General features: G+C 51.1%; 14 protein-coding genes. 7 read left to right on the top strand and 7 right to left on the bottom strand.

What is annotated here, in order from left to right:
- Positions 1–168 precede the first annotated feature (168 nt).
- A complete protein-coding gene (locus H6F86_RS23570; RefSeq protein ID WP_190451882.1) occupies positions 169–1353 on the bottom strand; it encodes a DUF58 domain-containing protein in 1185 nt (394 codons plus the stop codon).
- 499 nt (positions 1354–1852) lie between these two features.
- Between H6F86_RS23570 and H6F86_RS23565 the strand changes: the two genes are divergently transcribed.
- Positions 1853–3055 (top strand): PilT/PilU family type 4a pilus ATPase, encoded by a 1203-nt coding sequence (locus tag H6F86_RS23565; protein WP_190451880.1) that lies wholly within the window; start codon positions 1853–1855, stop codon positions 3053–3055.
- An 89-nt stretch (positions 3056–3144) separates the two neighbouring features.
- Here the strand turns inward: H6F86_RS23565 and typA are convergent, their stop codons facing one another.
- Together typA and H6F86_RS23555 are read right to left on the bottom strand one after the other, a co-directional pair.
- Positions 3145–4944 carry a translational GTPase TypA gene (gene typA / locus H6F86_RS23560; protein ID WP_190451878.1) on the bottom strand — a complete coding sequence of 600 codons (1800 nt, stop codon included), beginning with the start codon at positions 4942–4944 and terminating at the stop codon, positions 3145–3147.
- A 470-nt stretch (positions 4945–5414) separates the two neighbouring features.
- Positions 5415–6323 (bottom strand): Dam family site-specific DNA-(adenine-N6)-methyltransferase, encoded by a 909-nt coding sequence (locus H6F86_RS23555; RefSeq protein ID WP_190451877.1) that lies wholly within the window; start codon positions 6321–6323, stop codon positions 5415–5417.
- A gap of 60 nt (positions 6324–6383) precedes the next feature.
- On the opposite strand from H6F86_RS23555, the gene hisIE reads away from it, so the two are divergent.
- Entirely contained in the window at positions 6384–7016 is a 633-nt protein-coding gene (hisIE, locus tag H6F86_RS23550; RefSeq protein ID WP_190451875.1) for a bifunctional phosphoribosyl-AMP cyclohydrolase/phosphoribosyl-ATP diphosphatase HisIE, read from the top strand.
- Positions 7017–7047: 31 nt separating this feature from the next.
- On the opposite strand, the gene H6F86_RS23545 is transcribed toward hisIE, so the two are convergent.
- The gene (locus tag H6F86_RS23545; RefSeq protein WP_190451873.1) at positions 7048–8295 is read right to left on the bottom strand and encodes an MFS transporter; all 1248 of its coding nucleotides are present in this window, start codon (positions 8293–8295) and stop codon (positions 7048–7050) included.
- Positions 8296–8589: 294 nt separating this feature from the next.
- Here H6F86_RS23545 and H6F86_RS23540 point away from each other — a divergent pair, with 294 nt between their 5' ends.
- Entirely contained in the window at positions 8590–9033 is a 444-nt protein-coding gene (locus tag H6F86_RS23540) for an RrF2 family transcriptional regulator (protein WP_190451888.1), read from the top strand.
- An 80-nt stretch (positions 9034–9113) separates the two neighbouring features.
- Here the strand turns inward: H6F86_RS23540 and H6F86_RS23535 are convergent, their stop codons facing one another.
- Entirely contained in the window at positions 9114–9578 is a 465-nt protein-coding gene (locus H6F86_RS23535; protein WP_190451871.1) for a CU044_2847 family protein, read from the bottom strand.
- 385 nt (positions 9579–9963) lie between these two features.
- On the opposite strand from H6F86_RS23535, the gene truB reads away from it, so the two are divergent.
- Complete coding sequence (gene truB / locus H6F86_RS23530; protein WP_190451886.1) at positions 9964–10953, top strand: tRNA pseudouridine(55) synthase TruB; 990 nt, start codon at positions 9964–9966, stop codon at positions 10951–10953.
- A 101-nt stretch (positions 10954–11054) separates the two neighbouring features.
- Here the strand turns inward: truB and dacB are convergent, their stop codons facing one another.
- Both dacB and larC read right to left on the bottom strand, forming a co-directional pair.
- Positions 11055–12485 (bottom strand): D-alanyl-D-alanine carboxypeptidase/D-alanyl-D-alanine-endopeptidase, encoded by a 1431-nt coding sequence (dacB, locus tag H6F86_RS32420; protein WP_242033657.1) that lies wholly within the window; start codon positions 12483–12485, stop codon positions 11055–11057.
- Positions 12486–12726: 241 nt separating this feature from the next.
- Positions 12727–14265, bottom strand: coding sequence for a nickel pincer cofactor biosynthesis protein LarC (gene larC / locus H6F86_RS23525; protein ID WP_190451869.1), 1539 nt, complete (start codon positions 14263–14265; stop codon positions 12727–12729).
- A 228-nt stretch (positions 14266–14493) separates the two neighbouring features.
- Between larC and H6F86_RS23520 the strand changes: the two genes are divergently transcribed.
- The 3 genes from H6F86_RS23520 to H6F86_RS23510 all read left to right on the top strand — a co-directional run bounded on the left by H6F86_RS23520 (position 14494) and on the right by H6F86_RS23510 (position 19712).
- Positions 14494–15156 carry an L-threonylcarbamoyladenylate synthase gene (locus tag H6F86_RS23520; protein ID WP_190451867.1) on the top strand — a complete coding sequence of 221 codons (663 nt, stop codon included), beginning with the start codon at positions 14494–14496 and terminating at the stop codon, positions 15154–15156.
- A 502-nt stretch (positions 15157–15658) separates the two neighbouring features.
- Positions 15659–16813: a HetZ-related protein gene (locus tag H6F86_RS23515; RefSeq protein ID WP_190451884.1), complete on the top strand. Its 1155-nt coding sequence runs from the start codon at positions 15659–15661 to the stop codon at positions 16811–16813.
- Positions 16814–16991: 178 nt separating this feature from the next.
- A complete protein-coding gene (locus tag H6F86_RS23510) occupies positions 16992–19712 on the top strand; it encodes a PAS domain S-box protein (RefSeq protein WP_190451865.1) in 2721 nt (906 codons plus the stop codon).
- Positions 19713–20082 lie beyond the last annotated feature (370 nt).

Genomic DNA, 20082 nt, shown 5'->3' with positions numbered 1-20082 from the left:
CTCATCGGTCAGGTCACTGTCGTAGTAAGGCTGACTCATATCCTCAAGCCATGTAGATGTCACTCTTCTGGTATCGCGCCTTTGTGACCGTAGTTGTCTTCTACTTCACATACATTTACAAACAGTTTCTAATGGTTCAGTGCCATACCAACTCGATCATAGTGCTTTTTACTCTGCCTGCAACTGCTTCTCCACCGTCCTCTGAAGCTGTAGCTGCAAGGGTGCGTCTGGTTGGATTAAAAGACCAGGACTACTGGCGACCGTTGGTTCTAGTTGAGCCATTGTCCACAAGAGCCAGCGACTGCCAGAAGGCAAGGTTGTTAACCCAACTGGATTCTGCGTTAACCAAAGCAAGGGAGCATCGGGCAACTGCTCTGCACGAACGTCTTCACCCGCTTGAACAGCTGCTAGCGTTTCAAGGACGGCTTGGCTCCCCTGAACGAGCCCGGTGCCCGCCGTCCACAGCCTGACGCTGAAATTGTGGCGTGTTGCATAAAAGTAGAGGGACGCAGCCGCAACAACCGCTTGCTCAAACGGCTCGATCGAATGGGAGGGATCAAGCTCCGGTTGCCAGGACATAGCGCTATCGAGACAAATAATAAGTTCCTGACCACTGATAAATGTTTCTAGTTCGCGTACCCGCAGTTCACCGTAGCGAGCGCTCGTACGCCAGTGAACAAAACGAATGGGATCGCCCCAACGATAAGGACGAAGCGATCGCGTTAGTCCTTCGCTAGCATTTTGGGCATGGCGATCGCGAGTAAACTGCAAGCTGGCATCACGACCGATCGCATCAACTAAAGGACATTGAGTCAGAGGTAGAACCGTGGGATAAACCACGGCGATCGCGGCGGCTGTTTGCGATCGCCGGCACCAAAAAAGTCCTAGTGGGGCGGCTGTTCTCAAATTGACAGTATGCCAACGATAAATGCCGCGTCGCTCCACTGTTTGCTGGTAAACCCAGTGATAACTGCTGTGTGGCGCAATCATTTCGATCGCGGCTGACACAGGTGGTGCTAGTACAAAGGGCAACTGATCTTGAATCTGAATCAGGAGCTTTGGTTGCTTTGTCTTATTTGCTACTACCAGTTCGACCGTTAGCTGATCCCCTACTGTAACCGGAGCGATGGGACATCGCTGAAGTTGGATACGGCGCAGCATTCGTTCAGGCAAAATGGCTGCGATCGACAACAGGGCAAAACTAATGCCGCTGATAACATACAGCCAGCCCGCTAACGTATTTGTCGCTGAGATGAAGAAGAAGAGCGATAGCCCTCCCAGCAGCCAGCCACTGTAAGCCGGTGTTACCCAGTGAGTTTCCAGCCAGTCAGCGATTCGTTTTGCAATGCTCATTAAAATTGCTACGCTAGACACACAAAAGTTGAACGAAGAATAAAAGCTTAAGCGTCTGGCAAAGCAAGCGCAGGGTTAGAGAGGTTTGCCTGAGCAGCCCTAACTTGTGATTTGAAACACTTAGCGCATCTCCTATCCCCCCTTAGAATATGCAAATTATTTCAAAGTGCGCCTTGCTAAGAAACCTCTAAAGCTATTTAGAACGTTTTGCCATCAAAATAGACCTTTAGAACGGCTTTTGTGACGGTTAAACCTAGGTGTTGTTACGTTTGATTTGCGATCGGTGAAACTGTCAAGCGATCGAAGTCCTAAAAAAGCAGCTCAGTGTGAGGTTACTCGATACAATAAGTGGATATTTGTCAGGCGTGTCGATACACTTCTAGTTGTGTTCAGCGAACTAGTAACGACTTAAAGCTAGCTTACCCATTCTGCTATTAATCGAACTAGTCTGTGTCAATTGAATAGCTTTGATCAAAAAAGACCTACCAGAGAAATACTAATGTCCGGCTTACCTGCACCTCGCCCCCAGGATCAACCATCCACTGCACCACCGCCGCCGCCTCTTGCGATGGCTGTACCAAGTCGCACTAAAGTGACTAATTCCATCGAACAGATGGTTCGAGATGCTCATGCTAGACAGGCATCTGACATTCACATTCGCATCGGTGAATTGCCACGCTTTCGTATCCGGGGGCAGATGGTGCAGCCGCGAGATCAACAGAAAGTCACACCTGAACTGTTCAAGCAATACTTAGGAGAAATTTTATCGGACAAGCAGCAGGCAGAATTTGAACACAGTAAGGAACTGGATACTGCCATTTTTTATCCAGGTTTTTTGCGCTGTCGGGTTAATTGCTTTGAAACGTTGACCGGTGGCGCGATTGTGTTGCGCTTAATCTCACTAGAGGTGCCGTCAATTTTGAGCTTGGGGTTGCCAGAAGTACTTAAAGATCTAGTCAGTCAACCACAAGGCTTAATTCTCGTTACTGGTCCAACGGGTTCTGGTAAGTCAACGACCCTGGCGGCAATGCTACGGCACTTGAATGAAACGATGACGCGGCACGTCGTCACCATTGAAGACCCAATCGAGTATGTTCACCCGTCTCAGAAGTGCTTGATTAGTCAGCGGGAAGTGGGGTTACATACCCATGAGTTTCACCAGGCGCTACGGGCAGTGCTGCGGGAAGATCCTGATGTAATTCTGATTGGGGAAATGCGCGATCGCACGACAGTAGAAACTGCTCTTAAGGCGGCTCAGACAGGGCATTTAGTTCTGGGCACGCTGCATACTCGAAGTGCAATTAATACTCTTAATCGTCTGCTCAACATCTATAACCCAGATGAGCAGCCAGCCATGCGAGTACAAATTACTGAATCGTTGATATCGATCGTGGCACAGCAGTTGATCCCCACAACTGATGGGCGACGTACGGCTGTTCACGAAATCTTGATCAACACGCCAGCGATGCAAGATTACTTACTGAAGGGTCAAGAAACGGATGCCTTCCAACTTATGGAAACGGATACGACTCAGGGGATGCAGGTGATGAACCAGGCACTCTGCGACCTCGTGTTGCTGGGTAAAATTAGCCCTGATGATGCTGTGAGGGTGTCACCAGATGCAGGCGATCTGCGGCGACGAGTGCGAAATGAGGGCTTTGACCCAGCGCGATCGTCTAATCGGGAATTCAACCACGCTTAGGCTAAAGGTTAAAAACACGAAAGGGCTAAAGAGTTAATTCTCTTTAGCCCTTTCGTGTTTTTAAGCAGCTTTAAACAGGCGCTTTTACCTTATTTTCTGCCTGCCATCTTTTTCGCTTTATCGACCTTCCGTAAGCGGATTGACTGCGGCGTGATTTCAAGCAGCTCATCAGAACCGATATATTCCAGAGCGCGTTCAAGGCTCATCTCGACGGGCGCTTGGAGTTGTACCAGTTCTTCACCACCAGAGGCACGGTGGTTCGTCAACTGCTTACTCTTGCAGATGTTCAGTTCTAGATCCTGGTTGCGGTTGTGTTCACCCACAATCATGCCCTTATAAACGCGGGTGCCAGGAGTGATGAAGAAAACACCTCGGTCTTCTGCATTCTGCATTGCATAAACGGTAGAAACCCCTTCCTCAAAGGAAATCAGCACACCGTTACGCCGCGTTTCAATCTCGCCACTAATGGCACGATACTCCAAGAAGCTGTGGTTCATGATGCCAGCACCACGAGTCAGGCGCATAAATTCGCCCCGGAAACCAATCAACCCACGTGCAGGAACAACAAATTCCAGTTGCGTCCGGTTTGCCACGCCTACCTGCATATCCTGCATTTCGCCTTTGCGTTGACCAAGCCGCTCAATACAGCTACCAACGGCTTCTTCAGGTACATCCAGTACAAGGGTTTCAAACGGCTCGCGCGGCTGACCATTAACTTCGCGATAGATGACCTGCGGCTGCGACACTTGAAACTCGTAGCCTTCGCGACGCATAGTTTCGATCAAGATGCCCAGGTGAAGCTCACCCCGACCAGACACCAGGAACTTATCGGGTGAGTCCGTTTCTTCGACGCGAAGAGCAACGTTGGTTTCCAGTTCACGGAAGAGACGATCGCGCACTTGGCGTGACGTGACTAACTTGCCTTCCTGCCCTGCAAATGGTGAATCGTTAACAGAGAAGGTCATTTGCAACGTGGGTTCATCGACTTTGATCAGCGGTAGCGCTTGGGGATCACCTGGATCGGTAATCGTTTCGCCGATGTTCGCGTTCGCAAAACCTGCTACAGCAACAAGATTGCCTGCGGAGGCTGACTCGATCTCAATGCGCTTCAAGCCCTCAAAGCCCATAAGTTTAGAGACTTTGGCTTTGACGATCGCACCGCTTTCTGTTACCAACGCTGCTTGCTGACCCGCCCGGATCGTACCGTTGTGGATTTTGCCAATAATAATGCGACCGAGGTAATCGGAATAGTCAAGCGTTGTCACCTGGAGCTGCAAGGGCTTCTCTGGGTCGCCAACTGGAGGTGGAACATGGCGCAAAAACGCATCAAACAGCGGTTTCATGTCCGTGGACTCATCTTCAAGGTGGTCTTTGGCAAAGCCAGCCAACCCAGATGCGAACAGATAGGGGAACTCGCACTGATCGTCATCCGCCCCCAGTTCCAGAAAGAGATCCAGCACTTTATCAACGGCAGTGTGAGGATTAGCTCGTTCGCGATCGATCTTGTTCACTAGTACGATCGGACGTAAGCCCTTCTCCAAAGCCTTTTTCAGCACAAAGCGCGTCTGTGGCATAGGACCTTCATTGGCATCCACAATGAGCAGACAGCCATCGACCATACCCAGCACCCGCTCGACTTCGCCGCCAAAGTCAGCGTGACCAGGCGTATCAACAATATTAATCAGCGTGTCTTTGTAGCGTACCGCTGTGTTTTTGGACAAAATGGTGATGCCTCGCTCCCGCTCCAGGTCGTTAGAGTCCATCACGCAGTCTGGAACCTCTTCGCCTTCACGGAAGGTACCTGCTTGTTTCAGTAATGCATCGACAAGAGTTGTTTTACCGTGGTCAACGTGAGCAATGATCGCAACGTTGCGAATAGGAAGAGTCATAACGGGTTCCGTAGGGAGAGAATATCGAGAGGGACGTGGGACGGGAGATTGGGAGCTATGAGCGCTGAACGTGGGATGAGAACGCTTAAGTGAGCTGCTGTTGAGCCTACTATTCAGGATTCGGCAACAGTGTTAAGCACTTCTTCAAGTATCGTTCCCAAACAGCTTTCCCAAAAAAGCTTTTTCAAAAACTCGTGCCAAGTCTAGTAAAGAAGCCTTAACAATTCTATCTTAGCTGTTGGTGTCACAAAGGTGTGTTAAGGAAGCCTTGTTTGGGGAGAATTTGGAGCAATGCCCTGTGATCGTATGGTATACATCCAGCTTTCTACCCTTGCAAAGTACCCTGACAGCAACATTGGCCGCTATGCCATCACTTCATCCTCTAACAGCACATCATCAAGTTATGTCCAAGTAACGATGATTGGTACTGACGACCTAACAAGGGCTTGTGCAACTGGAGTACTTTAATTCTAGCTGGGATAGAGTGATGCTGCGATCGCCCCTACCTCTATTGGCAATAGCTGATCGGCTCTAACAGAGAAACCGGGCTTGATGAGTAGGGCTTCTGCGATCGCCCCACGCAACGTTTCTTTAGACCCGACGTGATAGAAATGCTGGCAAACGCGTCTTTCTAAATCCGACCAGCATTCCTGGATGTGGCTGTTCTGACGGTACTGATTTTCAAACCACATGGATACTGCAAAACCGCAGGGCAGTTGCTTTGTTACAACCGCTAGTTTTTCCGCATCTGCTTGCTTCCAAGCGTTGTAGTAATCAGTATGGCGACCGATATACGGCGGATCAAGGTAGACAAAATCACTTAGTTGCGCTTCGGCAAGCGTTTGCTGCCAATCTGCGACTCGAAATTCCCAATCTTTGCCTGCTATTTGTTTCGCAACCCAATCAACTTGATTGGCAATTTTAGTGATGTAGCTTTGCGAAAAGCGCTGCGGTTTGCGACAAAACGGAACGTTGAATCCCCCCTTGCTGTTAAACCGCATGACGCCATTAAAACAGGAGCGATTCAGGAAGAGGAAGTCCAGGGGGGAAGCCGATTGATTGAAGCGATCGCGCACTTCGTAATAGTAGTTTGCTCCCATTGTAAGAAGCTTATTGCCCTGATCTTGTAAAAATTCGGCTACTATTTTTCGATCAATGTCGCTAGTTTGAATGCCTTGATAAAACGCAATAAGATGCTGATTCGTATCAGTCAAAAGGGCACGTTTGGGTGCCAGATTAAATGCCACAACACCCGACCCTAGAAAGGGTTCAATCCACTTCGATTGTGCTGCTTCGACCCATTGAATTTGACTTAGGATAAAGGGCACAAGCTTTGTTTTAATGCCCTGGCATTTAATGGGTGGAACTTTGATGTGCATGATTGGGAGGCTACCGCCAGTCGGTAAGATGAAGACACCGACTCTAGGACGATTGAGGCAATGAATTTACAGCAAGCGATTCCGGTGGAAGCGATCCGTTACGACGATCGCGGGTTGGTTCCGGCAATTGTACAAGATTACTTGGACGGCACCGTGTTGATGATGGCATGGATGAATCGGGAAGCGTTGCAGAAAACGTTAGACACGGGCGAAACCTGGTTCTGGAGTCGATCGCGTCAGGCATTCTGGCATAAAGGCGAAACCTCTGGGCACTTTCAGAAAATGCACGCCATTCGTTACGACTGCGATAGTGATGCGCTGCTTGTTAGTGTTGAGCAATTGGGTGACAGCGCGTGTCATACCGGAGAACGGAGCTGCTTTCATCGCGTGAATGATTCGATCGTCCCACCGCCAGCGGATATGCTGTCGCAGGTTTTTGATGTCATTTGCGATCGCCGCGATCGCCCGTCCGACAGTTCCTACACCTCCAAGCTGTTGGCAGATGGGGATAACAAAATTCTCAAAAAAATTGGCGAAGAAGCGGTAGAAGTCGTCATGGCATGCAAGGATGATGACCCCGACGCGATCGCAGGTGAAGTGGCGGATTTGTTCTACCACAGCCTTGTGGCACTGGCACACCACAATGTAGATCTGAGAGCGGTGTATCAGAAACTCCAAGAGCGACGACGCTGAGCAGATTCCCGACTTCTTAAAGAAGGGAAACTCACTGCTTGAGTTGTTGCATCATGCGATCGAGCCGTTGCAAAACCAGAATCGTGATGCCGACACTGAACGCTAACCCAATCCATAAGCCGTGGGCAACAGGCGTTGACTGATCCAGTGCCCAGCCACCGAGCGGTGGACCAATGAACGCACCGATCGCCCAGCACTGCGAATTGACCGCCAAATATACGCCTCGCAGCGATTCTGGTGCCATCTCAACCGTAATCGATGAGGCTGATGGCATATAGGCAACCGTTGCCAGCGCCAGCATACCCAGAGCCAGGATTGCCCACAGCAGATGATGCGAAGAGACAACCCCCGTTACCCACACCAGCCCAAACCCTGCGCCCCATAATATGGCGGATAAGATCAAACCCTGAGCGCGGCTAAAGCGGTTGAGTACTTGCACGGCGGGTAACTGGCAGACAACAGCCACAACCATGTGCCAGGTAAAAAGGGCGCTCAAGGTCGGTGGCGAGAAACCAGTGGGTAGATTAGAAAGAAAATTGGTGAAGTACAGCGGCATCGTGCTGTTGATCTGCATTAGATAGGTTGTAAACAGCACATTCGCAACGGCATAGGTCAGCAAACGGCGATCGCGTAAGGCTTGCTGCCAATCTCTGATGGCTTTATGGTCGCCTGTCGGTTTATGCGATTCGGCAATCGCCCAATACACTACAGCAAACAGCACCACAAACGAGATCGCATCAATGACAAACAAGGCTCGATACGCGCCCGTTGTGCCAACCAATAGCCCACCGAGCACAACGCCTAGACCTAAGCCCAAGCTATCGCTAAGGCGCGTTAAGGCAAATGCCTCATTGCGCTGTGCAGGTGTCGTCAAATCAGCGACCATTGCCTCGTTAGCGGGCCAGTACAGTCCTATCCCCAACCCCATCAGCAGATTGCCAGCCACAAACACAAGAAAATCGTGAGAAATGGCAAGCACAATGGAAGCGATCGCTGACACAATCGCCGATAGCAGCAGCGTTCGTCGTCGTCCCCAAAACAGCGAGTCGGCAAACGAGCCGCCTAACAAACGACCGACTACTCCCGAAATTGACGCACTACCCAAACCGACACCCACCTGCGTCGCCGACAAGCCCACCTGATTGACGAAAAAGATCGGTGCGTAGAACAGCGTGAAGCCTGATCCCGTCTGAGAGAGCAGTCGTCCTACCGCCAGAACCCAAACCTGATAGTTTAAAGCAGGTAACCAGGACAACAGCTTGGATTGGCGGATGGGCATGAACAAACCGTAAACAAGGAACAACCTCAAGTTTGCCTGAGTTTCCAGTATTGGAGTAAGCCAATTGCTGAAGTCGCGGCTGCAAAAGCACCTGTTACGCTTAGAATGCCGCTGCGCCCACCATTCCTACCCATTTCCAACGTTTGCGAGCGCTCAACGTTAAATGATCAGCTTGAGTGGAAAACCCCTTTACCCTACACCAATCGTTTATTGTCGTTATTCAATGGCTATTACTGGGGCAATGTCAAAGCGATCGTCGGCAATATCTCCTCTGCCTGCTGCTCTGTTCTCACAATGAAATTAACCACTCGCGGACATTACAGCGTCAAAGCCCTCCTCGACCTGACATTGCAGCCAGCCTATGGTCCAGCGTCAGTGAAGGCGATCGCGCAACGTCAGGATCTACCCGCTCCTTACCTCGAAAAACTGCTGATTGAACTACGTCGCGCAGGCTTGGTGCAGTCCATACGTGGTGTACAGGGTGGCTATCAGCTCGCCCGATCGCCCGCCAGCATTTCGTTAGGACAAATTCTAGAAGCGGTTGGTGAAAGCATTGACCCGCTTCCCCGGCACTCCCCCGATGGCTCACAGGCAGAAGATTGGGTCACGTTTACCGTCTGGAATCGGCTTCACCGAAAGCTGAAAGAATCCCTCTACAGCATTTCGTTAGAAGACCTGTACTTTGATGCCCGCAGTTGGCAAGCGGCACAGGGAGAGGAGACAAGTTTTGTCGTGTAGAGGAGGTAAGGAGAGCTTTGAGTTTTGAGTTGAAGGGTAGGAAAGCTTTAGCTTTTAGCCTTCAGCCTTTTGCCTTTTGCTTATTGCCCACCTCCTACCAATGACTGCCCGTTGCTTGTCATTACTGGCGCGATCGCTGCACCGTTGCCTTCTTCGCTGCCTGGTTTGTTGTACGAGCACTTGACGGTGATTTTAAGATTGCTTTGGGCTTTGCCGCTAGCAATGTAAGGAATACCAGCGTCGGCGCTGAGATTAACACCAAACTCTAGCGTGACTTCATCGACGTTGGCTGCGGCGCAGTTTTTGAAGGCATTCAGGCAATAAACGGTGTAGGTGCGGATGGTGTTTTGCACCATTTCCATTGATTGGGTCGGGCTAGGACGAAACGGCATTCTAGGATCGCCCAGACCTTTTGCGCCGCCTCGCCGCTGCTCGCCTTCTTCAATGGGAACCTGTGGCGCGATCGCGGACGTTTCAGTTTCATCCTGCGCTTCAATATAAAGCACGGTGCCGTTATCGAGTTGGACGGGGACAATCTTGGTCAAAACGTTTCCTGCCAGTGAGGGTAGATGCGATCCTGATTTTGACCAAGAACACGTACTTTCCTTTAGTGGGTGACACCCCTCATGCAATGCAATTAATAGCGCCAACGCTAGTATTGTGGCTCCTTACTTGCGTTCGTGCCTTTTCGCTGTCAATTAATGACGATCGTCTGGCAACTGCGGTTATGAGAGGCAGGGTAACTACCTGGTGCTACGTAACGACCGTGACCCTTTGAGTGATCGAAGCGTGAAGCTCGTTGCAAAAAAGAGCGATCGTCCCCTTCAAAAGCTAGGCTGGATATAAGTGTACGGTCGTGTAGCAACTCGATGGGGGAACCATAGCCGCTCTCAATTATTCATGAACAAGACCCAATCAGCTTTCCCTGCTATGCATGGTTTTCTTAATCTCAATAAACCTGCGGGGTTTACGTCTCACGACTGCGTTGCCAAAGTGCGGCGGCTTTTACAGATGAAGCGCGTTGGACACGCAGGCACACTCGATCCAGCTGCGATCGGAGTGTTGCCGATCGCCCTTGGTAAAGCGACCCGTCTGCTGCAATTTCTCCGGCAGGATAAGGCATACCGAGCCACCGTGCGCTTGGGAGTGAGCACAACGACCGATGACTTAGAAGGTGAAGTATTGCTGGCTCATCCCGTTGCAGCGCTCGATTTGACGACGGTGGAAACAGCGCTTCAGCAGTTTCAGGGCACTATCCAGCAAGTTCCACCCAACTACAGTGCCATTCAGGTAAAGGGTAAGCGGCTGTATGATTTGGCGAGGGCAGGCGAACCGATTGAGGTCAAATCTCGCGCAGTGCAAGTGTTTAGCCTGGAAGTGCTGGACTGGCGATCGGGCGACTTCCCCGAACTAGATTTAGCGATCGCCTGTGGTCCCGGTACGTATATTCGGTCGATCGCCCGTGATCTAGGTACCGTCTTGAAAACGGGTGGCGCACTAGCAGCCCTCACACGCACTAGCAGCAGCGGCTTTGACCTGGCAGACAGCTTGACACTAGAAGCGCTGGAAGCACAGCAAGAGCAAGGTCTCTTTCAGCCCATTGAGCCAGTGGAAGCGTTAAGGCATTTAAGTGCAATTTCGCTCTCGGCAACGATCGCCCGTCGCTGGTGTCAGGGGCAGCGCATTACCATTTATCCTACGGCTGACGATCGCTGGGAGAGCGTAGAAGATGGGGAGACGGGGAAACACAAGGATGCAGACAGTACTCAGGTCTACGCGGTCGATCCATTGCAACAACCGTTACGCGTTCACCATGAAGATGGTCGCTTTCTCGGCATTGGTAAGCCAACCGATACGGAAGTAGGGATTATCTTGTTATCGCAGATGGTCTTTGATGGTGATGAGCAAACTGCCAACTAGGTAGTGCCCGTCGAAGAGAACGTTAAGGCAGACATAAACCTCGAAGCCTCCTTTGAGCCAGAGCTTCGATTCATCCCTCATTCTTTTGCTGTAGGAGCGTGTTAGCACGATCTCAGCCGTGTCAGTACCAGCACAATTTCATCCACAGCGCCTCTCACGGTAGCGGTTGAAGTGCCAGCATAGTTAGTCAAAACACTGAAAGCGAGATCGGGATGGTTGGGTGGCGTAAGGTAGCCAGAGAGCGCCACAACACCTCCGATCGTGCCAGTTTTGCCTTGTAGTTTGCCTTGTGCTGCTGTATTACGAAAGCGATTTTTGAGCGTTCCGTTGACACCAGCAATCGCAAGTGAGTTGCGATACACCGCTGCATCAAGGCGTTGTGCCATTGCTTGGAGAGTTTGCACCAGTGCTTCCGAACTAGCACGATTGCGGCTTGCCAAACCTGAGCCATCGACCATGCTGTACCCAGCCGCATTCACACCTAGAGGAGTCAAGGTTGCTTTGATAGCAGCAATACCGCTGGTGGTTGCATCCTGGTTGCTGGCGGTCTGTGTCACTCCTAGCGTTTTCAGCAGCGTTTCGGCGTAGATGTTGTTGCTTTCACGATTCGTTTCAACAAGCAATTGCGCTAAAGGGGGTGACTCAACCGCCGCTAGCTCAACCAAACCGGGCGGGGCAGGTGTCATTTTCACAACGGTCGATCGCTGCACAACGATATTGGCGGCTGCCAGCGCTGTACGAAACTTGTCGATCAAATAGTTGCCTGGATTAGGCACCGATACAGCAATTGTTTCTGCTTCTGACCCCACTCGCAGTTGTCCAGTCAGCCGCATAAGCGCCTGGTTAGAGGCACGGGAAGCATCCACAAACTCACTGCCGTTAGCCGAGACAGTTACCGTCTGATTGCTGGTACGCCATGTACGCGCGTCCGTTGGATCATCCCACTGCACACGCAATGGTTGCCCGACTCGCTGCGGAAACAAGGTGACACCGATCGCATTTTGGTTCAGCATTAGGCTGTTGACTGGCGCACCATAACCCTGTGCCGTATCGTCTGCATCCCAATAGGGATTGGTGGCAGCGCCGCGAAAGTACGTATCGTCGCCAATCAACTGTTCTACTTGCTGTACACCTTGCTGACTCAACTGCTGCACAAGAGTTTTGAGTTGCGGCGTTGTTAAAGTGGGATCGCCGTGCCCAACAATCCGTAGCGTTGTCTGGCTCAGATTGGGCTGGGTGCGATCGCCAAAGACAGCGGTACGAAAGCGATAGTTGGCACCAAGAGCAGTAAGCGCTGCTGCTGTCGTCAGGATCTTGACGTTAGAGGCTGGGATGAGTGGCGTAGCTGCGTTACGGGCAAACAGCGTTTGACGACGAGTGGAATTATCCAGGGTTTGCACCAGAATGCCCCAACGAACGTTTGCTAAGGCTGGACGATTGGCAATGCGATCGATCGCGCCACCTAACTGTGCTGAACAAACAGCACCAGCTGTACTTGCCTGTGCCAGCACAGTCGATCGCGGCAGACTCATTGGAGGCGACTGAGCGAAACTACGGGAACTTAGTGACAGCACGCTAGTGGCAAGTACAACTGCCAGCAAAGGCTTCATACTGCTAACAAAGTAAGCAAATTTCATGCAGTGATTCGATCGTGTGAGGAGAGATTTGAGAGCTATGCCTTTTGAGCCTGCGTCTATCCATAAAGTTCCGAGTGCGGGTAATGTAGACAGCCGTATTTGGAAGAGCTTTGAATGGGCGATCAGCGTCACTTCATTAGAAAAGTTGCTTTGAGGCTCCACTATGCTGCTGGTGCCAGTTCTGTAAAACGAGGCTATGAACTTCCCGCCAAGGAAGCTGCTGCTGTCGCGCAATTGCAGCACAGTCTTCATATTCAGGCTGTACGTTAATCGGGTGAGTGTCGGCACGATCGCGCCATGCCACTTTGACTTGTACAGCACCATAGACAGTCTCTACAGTCTGCATTTCGCGGTAGAGGATAGTGCGCTGCTGGAGCGATCGCCGAATGCCCAACGTCGTTGTTTCCCGAAAGATCACTCCTTCACAGGCAGACACGTCCTCTGGATGGCATACCACTGTTAGCAGCACACCGGGTCGTGCTTTCTTCATCCCGATCGCCTGGGTAAACACATCCACCGCACCCACAGCAAACAGCGCCTCATAGATATAGCCGATCGCCTGTGGGTTGAGATCGTCGATTTGCGTTTCTAGCAGCGCGATCGTTTGAGAAGTTTGAGTAGCGCGTTGCGCCGCATTGCTAGAGAGTTTTGAGTTTTGAGTTTTGAGTTTCTTTTGATCCTCTGCTGCCCCTGCTGACTTTACTTCCCCTGCCTCCCTTGCTCCCGCCTCTCCCTTCTCTTCCCCAATCCATAACCGCAAAATATTCGGCAACGGCAGGCTGATCGAACCTGCACCTAAGCCTACGCGGAGCAGCGTCATGGCAGGCGGCGCACCAAACTGAGTGGCTAACGTGGTGGCGATCGCCGCTCCCGTTGGAGTAACCATCTCGCGCTCAATGCCGTTACTGTAGATGGGCACCTGACGCAACTCAAACAGCTTGAGCACAGCAGGCGCAGGCACAGGCAAACGGCCGTGTGCGGCTCGAATGGTGCCACCACCCGTAGGTAGGGGAGAACAGTAGAGGCGATCGATGCCCAACCAATCCAGCCCCAGACAGGTGCCGACAATATCGACGATCGCATCCGTAGCCCCGACTTCATGAAAGTGGACTTGTTCCGGCGGCACTCCGTGGATTGCGCCTTCTGCCTCTGCAAGCTTACGGAACACTGCTAAACTCCATGCCTCGGCTCTAGCTGGCAGTGCGGCGGCTAGAATCAGACGTTCAACTTCAGGCAGGTGGCGCACAAGGTCATGAGGGCGATCGGTCGCAGTAGAAGCCTGACCGTGAGTATGAGTTTCGTGGCTATGGCTATGCTGACTGCGGGTGAGGTCGCTGTCATGTGAGTGCGTGTGAATCGCGTCTGTTTCAGTTGCAGCAGGCTGTTCTGTGGCAGAGTGAAGGTGGGGCTTGGCAGAATGCTCTGTCTTGGTATGGGCGCGATCGTCCGTTTCATGATGAGCAAAAACATTCAGGCTTAAGTCCACATGGACTTTCGTTGCCCGCTGCCCGTTACGCTGCACGTCTTCTGCCCATAAGTGATATTCCTTTTCAATGCCAAGCCGACTCAGCATTGCCAGTAAATAGTCTAGTGGCACACCCGCATCCACCAAGGCACCCAGGCACATATCACCTGCAATGCCAGTCGGACAGTCTAAGTAGGCAATTTTAGGCATTGATTCAGAAGGTCAGTGGTTAGTTGTTAGCAGGCAGGGGCAGAAGGCAGAAGGCTAAAGGCTAAAGGCTAAAAAGTACCGCGTCGCTTGCTTCTCTAAAAGTTGGCTAATCGCTTAAAGGCTAAAGGACAAAGGCTAAAAAGCTGACCGCTGACCGCTCTTCAAACTCTCTTCAAACTCAAAACTCTTTCATCCCTCATCCCTTATCCTTCATCTCTTTTCCCCTCCATGTCTACCCTGTTCACGCTTCATCCTGAAAATCCCCAGACGCGGGTCGTTGACCAAATTGTGGCAGCGCTACGGGATGGGGCGGTCATGCTGTATCCCACCGACACTGTATACGCGATCGGCTGTGACCTCAACTCTAAGAGTGCGATTCAGAGAGTGAGGCAGATTAAGCAATTCTCCAACGACAAACCGCTAACGTTTCTTTGCCCATCACTTTCTGATATTGCTCAGTATGCGGTAGTGAATGATCCGGCGTATCGGCTCATGCGACGGCTCATCCCAGGACCCTATACCTTTTTGCTGCCAACGACCAAGCTGGTGCCCAAACTGGTCATGCACCCCAAACGGAAGACAACAGGCATTCGCGTGCCTGACCACCCCATTTGTTTGGCGTTGCTCAATGCGCTGGGTAATCCCGTTATTTCAACCTCTGCCCATTTCATTGACCCGTCTGAGTCCAGCCATGCTGCGACCGAATCGAATGTTTCGCGCTTTGAACTCTTTGACAGTTTAGAAAAGCTGGTTGATTTGGTTATTGATAGTGATGTCGAACCAGGTAATCAAGCTTCAACGATTTTGGATCTGACAACTGAGGAACCGATAATTGTGCGGCGCGGTCTAGGATGGGAGGCAGCGGCAGCATGGGCAGTGGAAGCAAGTTAAATCCACTGGTCTAACTGTCTACTACTGGCAGCAGATTTTGATGAGGTTTCTACAAGGGCGATCGCCCCCCCCTAACCATTAACGGCTGATGGGTGTAGGCTAAATCAAGCGCGATCGTTGGCGCGTTACTCTCAGTACAATTTCTAAGCATCCGGATAACCATCTGAAAAAGTGACCCAGCCTGACCTGCCTTAAACCGTAGCGGCTCATTTTCTATGTGTAGATGGCAGTGCTGAATCGAACGGGAGGAATTTTCAGAGTTGAGTGTTGCCTTGACTGAATCAACTTAAGACTCCCTAGCATAGCGGCGCAAAGCGCTACTCAAAACGTCTCGTTCCCTGATCTATTGTTCTCGTCCCTGTGCATTACCAGAGCCATGAACCTCGACTCAACTCCTTCTCGCCCCCCGACGGCAGACCTAACGGATGTAGCCCCTACCGATGCCCCTACCGCGATCGCCCAGCAACCGCTTGATGTTCGGGATGAGTCGGCTTACGAGCCAATGGCAAACGCTAGAACGACTGGCGACTTCTTGGACATCCCCACGCTGACAAGAATTTTGTCGCAGGAGCTTTATGCTGAGGTCAGTACGACTGGTAGCAACATTGAGCAACTCGCCAGCCGGATTGCCACTGAGGTCGATCGCATTTGCCATAAAAGTGGACGCATTCAAACCTCCGGCAGGGTGAGATCGTGGCAGCTCTCACTTGCCCGCCATCGCCTGCAAAAATGCCTGAATTACTATCAGCTTGGCTCCCGGCGGGGACGTGTAGACTTGCACAGCACGCTTGGCTCGATGGTGTATCGCCACATTGCCCCTAGTCGCTTGCAGCTTGGTTTTCAGGCACGTTACAGCCTAGTCGAAGACTTTTTGCAAGGGTTTTACACTGAGTCGCTCAAGGCATTTCGGCGCGAAAATGCACTACCAGAAGACTACCAGCCCCGCACACGGCTAGAGCTAGCGGAATACATGGCGTTTACCGAACAATACGCCAAGCGCCGGATCTCTTTACCAAATGGACATAGCCAGCAATTAGTCGTGCTGCGTGCTCAACGGTTTGGGCAACGGCAACCGCTAGAAATGTCGATCGACATTGAACAGGCACTAGAGTCACCCAAAGGTGAGGAAGCAGAAGCACATAACCGTTCGCCGTTGGCACATCAGTTACGCGAACGTATGGTTGCCGATGCAGCGGATGCACCGTCTGAGGCTGTCTTGCGCGATCGGGTGATTGCTGAACTCATGCAGTATTTAGACGCCCAGGGGCAGACCGATTGCGTAAACTACCTGACGCTCAAGCTGCAAGACCTCTCTGCCCCAGAAATTGACGATGTGTTGGGGCTATCTGCCCGTGAGCGCGACTACCTGCAACAACGCTTCAAATATCACGTTGAAAAGTTCACCCTTTCTCAAAATTGGAAGCTGGTGCACCAATGGCTGGGTGCCGACATCGACCAAAATCTCGGACTATCAACCCAGCACTGGCAGCGCTTTCTGAGTCAACTGTCGTCCGATCAGCAGCAACTACTGACCCTCAAGCAAGCACAGGCAACCGATCAAGATATTATCAAAGTGCTGAAGTGTACGCCCAAGCAACTGCAAAAACGTTGGGGACAACTGCTGGAGCTAGCGCGACAGACGCGGAATCAGAATTAGAGGGCAAAGGGTAGAGGGCAGAGGGCAGAGGGCAAAGGGCAGAGGGTTAAAAAGATTGTCAGTGGTCAAACTAACTTAAGACTCAAAACTTTATCCTCCTATTAGCCTCGATAAGGATCAGAATGGGTAGCCCAATGCTCATAATACGTGTGTCGGCTATCGTATTTGGCATAGTCCCATGCACGATGAAAGCGTCCATTTCAAACGTCGCCGTTCTACGGGCTTACAGCATCGATCGCTGACGTGGCTACCGCTGAAGCTAGCAAGTGCTTATTTCATCATTGCTGCTTTGTGGATTCTTGGCTCTGATTTTTGGCTAGGTACGCTCGTTTCGCATCCAGACTCGTTAACCTCTTTTCAAAGCATTAAAGGTTTGCTTTTTGTCAGCGTTACGACCTTAGTGTTGTATGGGCTGTCACGACGATCGCTCCGCCTCCAGCAGCAAGCAGACATGATGCTACGGGAGAGCGAAGAACGGTTGCGGTTAATTCTGCAAAATATGCCCGTGATGCTAAGTGCCTTTGATGATCAGAACAATATGAGCATCTGGAACCATGAGTGCGAGCGGGTAACGGGCTATAGCGCAGCAGAAATAATTGGCAATCCTCAGGCAATGACGCTGCTTTATCCAGAGGCAACCTACCGTCAACAGATGGTTGCTACCTGGGCAAAGCGGGGCAACAACTACCGCGACTGGGAGTGGGAAATGACCTGTAGCGATGGCAACGTAAAAACGGTTGCCTGGTCAAATATTGCTGATTGCTTTCCCGTGCCTGGTTGGCTGTCATGGGGCATTGGTGTCGATGTTACCGATCGCAAACAGACGGAAGCTGCCCTTCATGCTCGTAACCGAGAAGTACTAACGCTGCACAAAATTTCGGAAATCACTCTTAAGGCGCAATCGCTCAAAGCTGCCTTTCAAGACATTGTGAAGGAAATTAGCGCGGCGACAGCCTTCCCGATTGTTGCGATCGAACTGTACGATGCGGCTCGTCAAGTCATGGTTTTTGAAGGGACGGAGGGCATTCCCCTACTGCCAGATGGTAAACCGATCGAAGTGCCCGTCACACAAGCATCATCTAGAACCGTAGTGGAAACGGGGCAAATGCTGGTGGAAACCTACAATCCTCAAGAACCTAACAAGTTTGATACCCATCGATTGCTCGGTCAGTTGGAAATCAAGACCTTTATCTGTGTGCCGATGACAGTCAACCAAACCATTATTGGAGTTTTAAGCCTGGCACATCCTGAAGCGGTATCAACGAAAGATGACTTCTTGCAGTGGCTAACGAGCCTTGCCAACTACCTGGCAGTGTTAACCGATCGTCAGCGTACCGAGATTGCCCTACGAGAAAACGAGGAGTTCTTTAAACTTGCTCTAGACTTTAACCGTATTGGTAGCTGGGACTGGCACGTAGCTAGAAATGAGGTCATCTGGAACGATAATCACGCACGTTTGTTGGGCTTCGTGCCGGGTGAGGTGCAGGCAAGTTATCAGGCGTGGCGCAATCGCGTTCATCCTGATGACATCAGCCATGTTGAGGAAGCACTGACACAGGCATTAGCAACCAGGGCTGACTACGAAGCGGAATACCGCGTGATTTATCCTAATGAAGACTGTCGCTGGATCGTTGGTAGAGGGCGAGGTCTTTATGACGCTTCAGGTCAGGTCAACCGTATGATTGGGGTCGTGCTTGACATAACCGATCGCAAGCAGGCAGAGCAGAAAATCCAACAGTTGAACCAGACTTTAGAGCAGCAAAATCTTGTACTAGAGGCACTCGTTGAGCAACGTACGGCTGAACTCGTAACCTTCATCAATACTCTACCCGACTACATTTTTGTTATCGAGCGTGACACCATGCAAACGCTCTTCTGCAATGACCGAAATGCTTGGTTAGGCGGCTGTGAAAATCAGAATCAGATGGTGGGTAAAACGATCTTTGAGTGTTACGAACCCGAACTAGCTACCACTTTTGCTGAACAAAACCAGCGGGTCTTTACCTCTGGTGAAACCCTACATTTTCAGGAACACTACACCACATCTCTAGGCACCTTCTATTTTGATACCTACAAGATTCCACTCAAAAAGCCGAATGGTGAAGTTTACGCATTGATTGGTAGTTCCCGCGACATTACAGAATTAGTGGCAGCGCGTCAGGCGTTGAGCGATCGCACCGTTGAGCTTGAAAGCGTCAATCGCGAGTTAGAATCCTTCTCTTACTCTGTCTCCCACGATCTGCGTGCCCCCCTTCGGCACATCAGTGGCTTTGTTGCTGCCCTACGCGATCGCCTGCTGCAAAATGGACATCTGACCGACCCAACAGCCATCCACTATTTGCAAATCCTTCAAGACAGCAGTCACCAAATGGGTCTGCTAATCGACGGTCTGCTGACCCTCTCGCGGGTAGGACGGCGACAGATGGCAGCTATTCCTGTCAACCTCAATCAACTGGTAGCCAATGTCTTAGCACAATTGTCACACCACCCTGCCAGCGACACTGCCATTACTGGTAATGACGCCATACAGTTCATCATTGGCGACTTACCCACGGTTAAAGGCGATGCGACCCTGCTTCATCAGGTGTTTGTCAACCTGCTGGATAACGCCATCAAATTTAGCCGTCCGCACCCTGCCCCCATTGAAGTTGCTGCTTTAGCAGACGGCACCATCTTTGTACGCGATCGTGGCGTTGGCTTTCAGATGGAGTATGCCGACCAATTGTTTGGAGCCTTCCAGCGCTTACATTCACGGTCAGAGTTTGAGGGTACTGGCATTGGGTTGGCGATCGTGCAGCGCATCATTCATCGCCACAATGGCACCATTTGGGTAGAAAGTCAGCCGGATCAAGGGACGACCTTCTATTTCAAATTGGGCGATCATCCATCAACACCTTAGAAATGGGAATTAAATAAGTTCGATCTTTGGTAGGGGCGGGTTTTGCTGTCAAAGCTATTGCAGGCTACCGTTTGGTCTGCTAAAACCCGCCTGTACAGTTTGCGATTGATTAAATTTGCGATCCTTAGCTCTGTAAGCAGGATAAAGCGTTGCAATGGTAATCGGCTAAGCGTTTGTCATACTTACAGCCAGTGCGAGGGTTAAAGAACCAACCTGTCTTAACAATCCGACTACAGCGATCAACGCTAATTAACACAACGTGAGTTCGACGGGGTTAGAAGACAACCGGAGGCAGTGCAGGCAAGCCTTTGCACTCCAAGTTCAAGGAGGGTTTTTTCTCCTGATAGGTATACGCAATTAAGCCTGCCAG

It is taken from the genome of Phormidium sp. FACHB-592 (genome assembly GCF_014695795.1).
Taxonomy (GTDB): Bacteria; Cyanobacteriota; Cyanobacteriia; order Leptolyngbyales; family Leptolyngbyaceae; genus Stenomitos.
This window is presented reverse-complemented; position numbering and strand designations above follow the sequence as displayed.

Bases quoted from the DNA above. Each gene is read 5' to 3' on its own strand.
- H6F86_RS23570 (WP_190451882.1), bottom strand. From the start codon at position 1,353: ATGAGCATTGCAAAACGAATCGCTGACTGGCTGGAAACTCACTGGGTA.
- H6F86_RS23565 (WP_190451880.1), top strand. From the start codon at position 1,853: ATGTCCGGCTTACCTGCACCTCGCCCCCAGGATCAACCATCCACTGCA.
- typA (WP_190451878.1), bottom strand. From the start codon at position 4,944: ATGACTCTTCCTATTCGCAACGTTGCGATCATTGCTCACGTTGACCAC.
- H6F86_RS23555 (WP_190451877.1), bottom strand. From the start codon at position 6,323: ATGCACATCAAAGTTCCACCCATTAAATGCCAGGGCATTAAAACAAAG.
- hisIE (WP_190451875.1), top strand. From the start codon at position 6,384: ATGAATTTACAGCAAGCGATTCCGGTGGAAGCGATCCGTTACGACGAT.
- H6F86_RS23545 (WP_190451873.1), bottom strand. From the start codon at position 8,295: ATGCCCATCCGCCAATCCAAGCTGTTGTCCTGGTTACCTGCTTTAAAC.
- H6F86_RS23540 (WP_190451888.1), top strand. From the start codon at position 8,590: ATGAAATTAACCACTCGCGGACATTACAGCGTCAAAGCCCTCCTCGAC.
- truB (WP_190451886.1), top strand. From the start codon at position 9,964: ATGCATGGTTTTCTTAATCTCAATAAACCTGCGGGGTTTACGTCTCAC.
- dacB (WP_242033657.1), bottom strand. From the start codon at position 12,485: ATGAGTCTGCCGCGATCGACTGTGCTGGCACAGGCAAGTACAGCTGGT.
- larC (WP_190451869.1), bottom strand. From the start codon at position 14,265: ATGCCTAAAATTGCCTACTTAGACTGTCCGACTGGCATTGCAGGTGAT.
- H6F86_RS23520 (WP_190451867.1), top strand. From the start codon at position 14,494: ATGTCTACCCTGTTCACGCTTCATCCTGAAAATCCCCAGACGCGGGTC.
- H6F86_RS23515 (WP_190451884.1), top strand. From the start codon at position 15,659: ATGGCAAACGCTAGAACGACTGGCGACTTCTTGGACATCCCCACGCTG.
- H6F86_RS23510 (WP_190451865.1), top strand. From the start codon at position 16,992: ATGCACGATGAAAGCGTCCATTTCAAACGTCGCCGTTCTACGGGCTTA.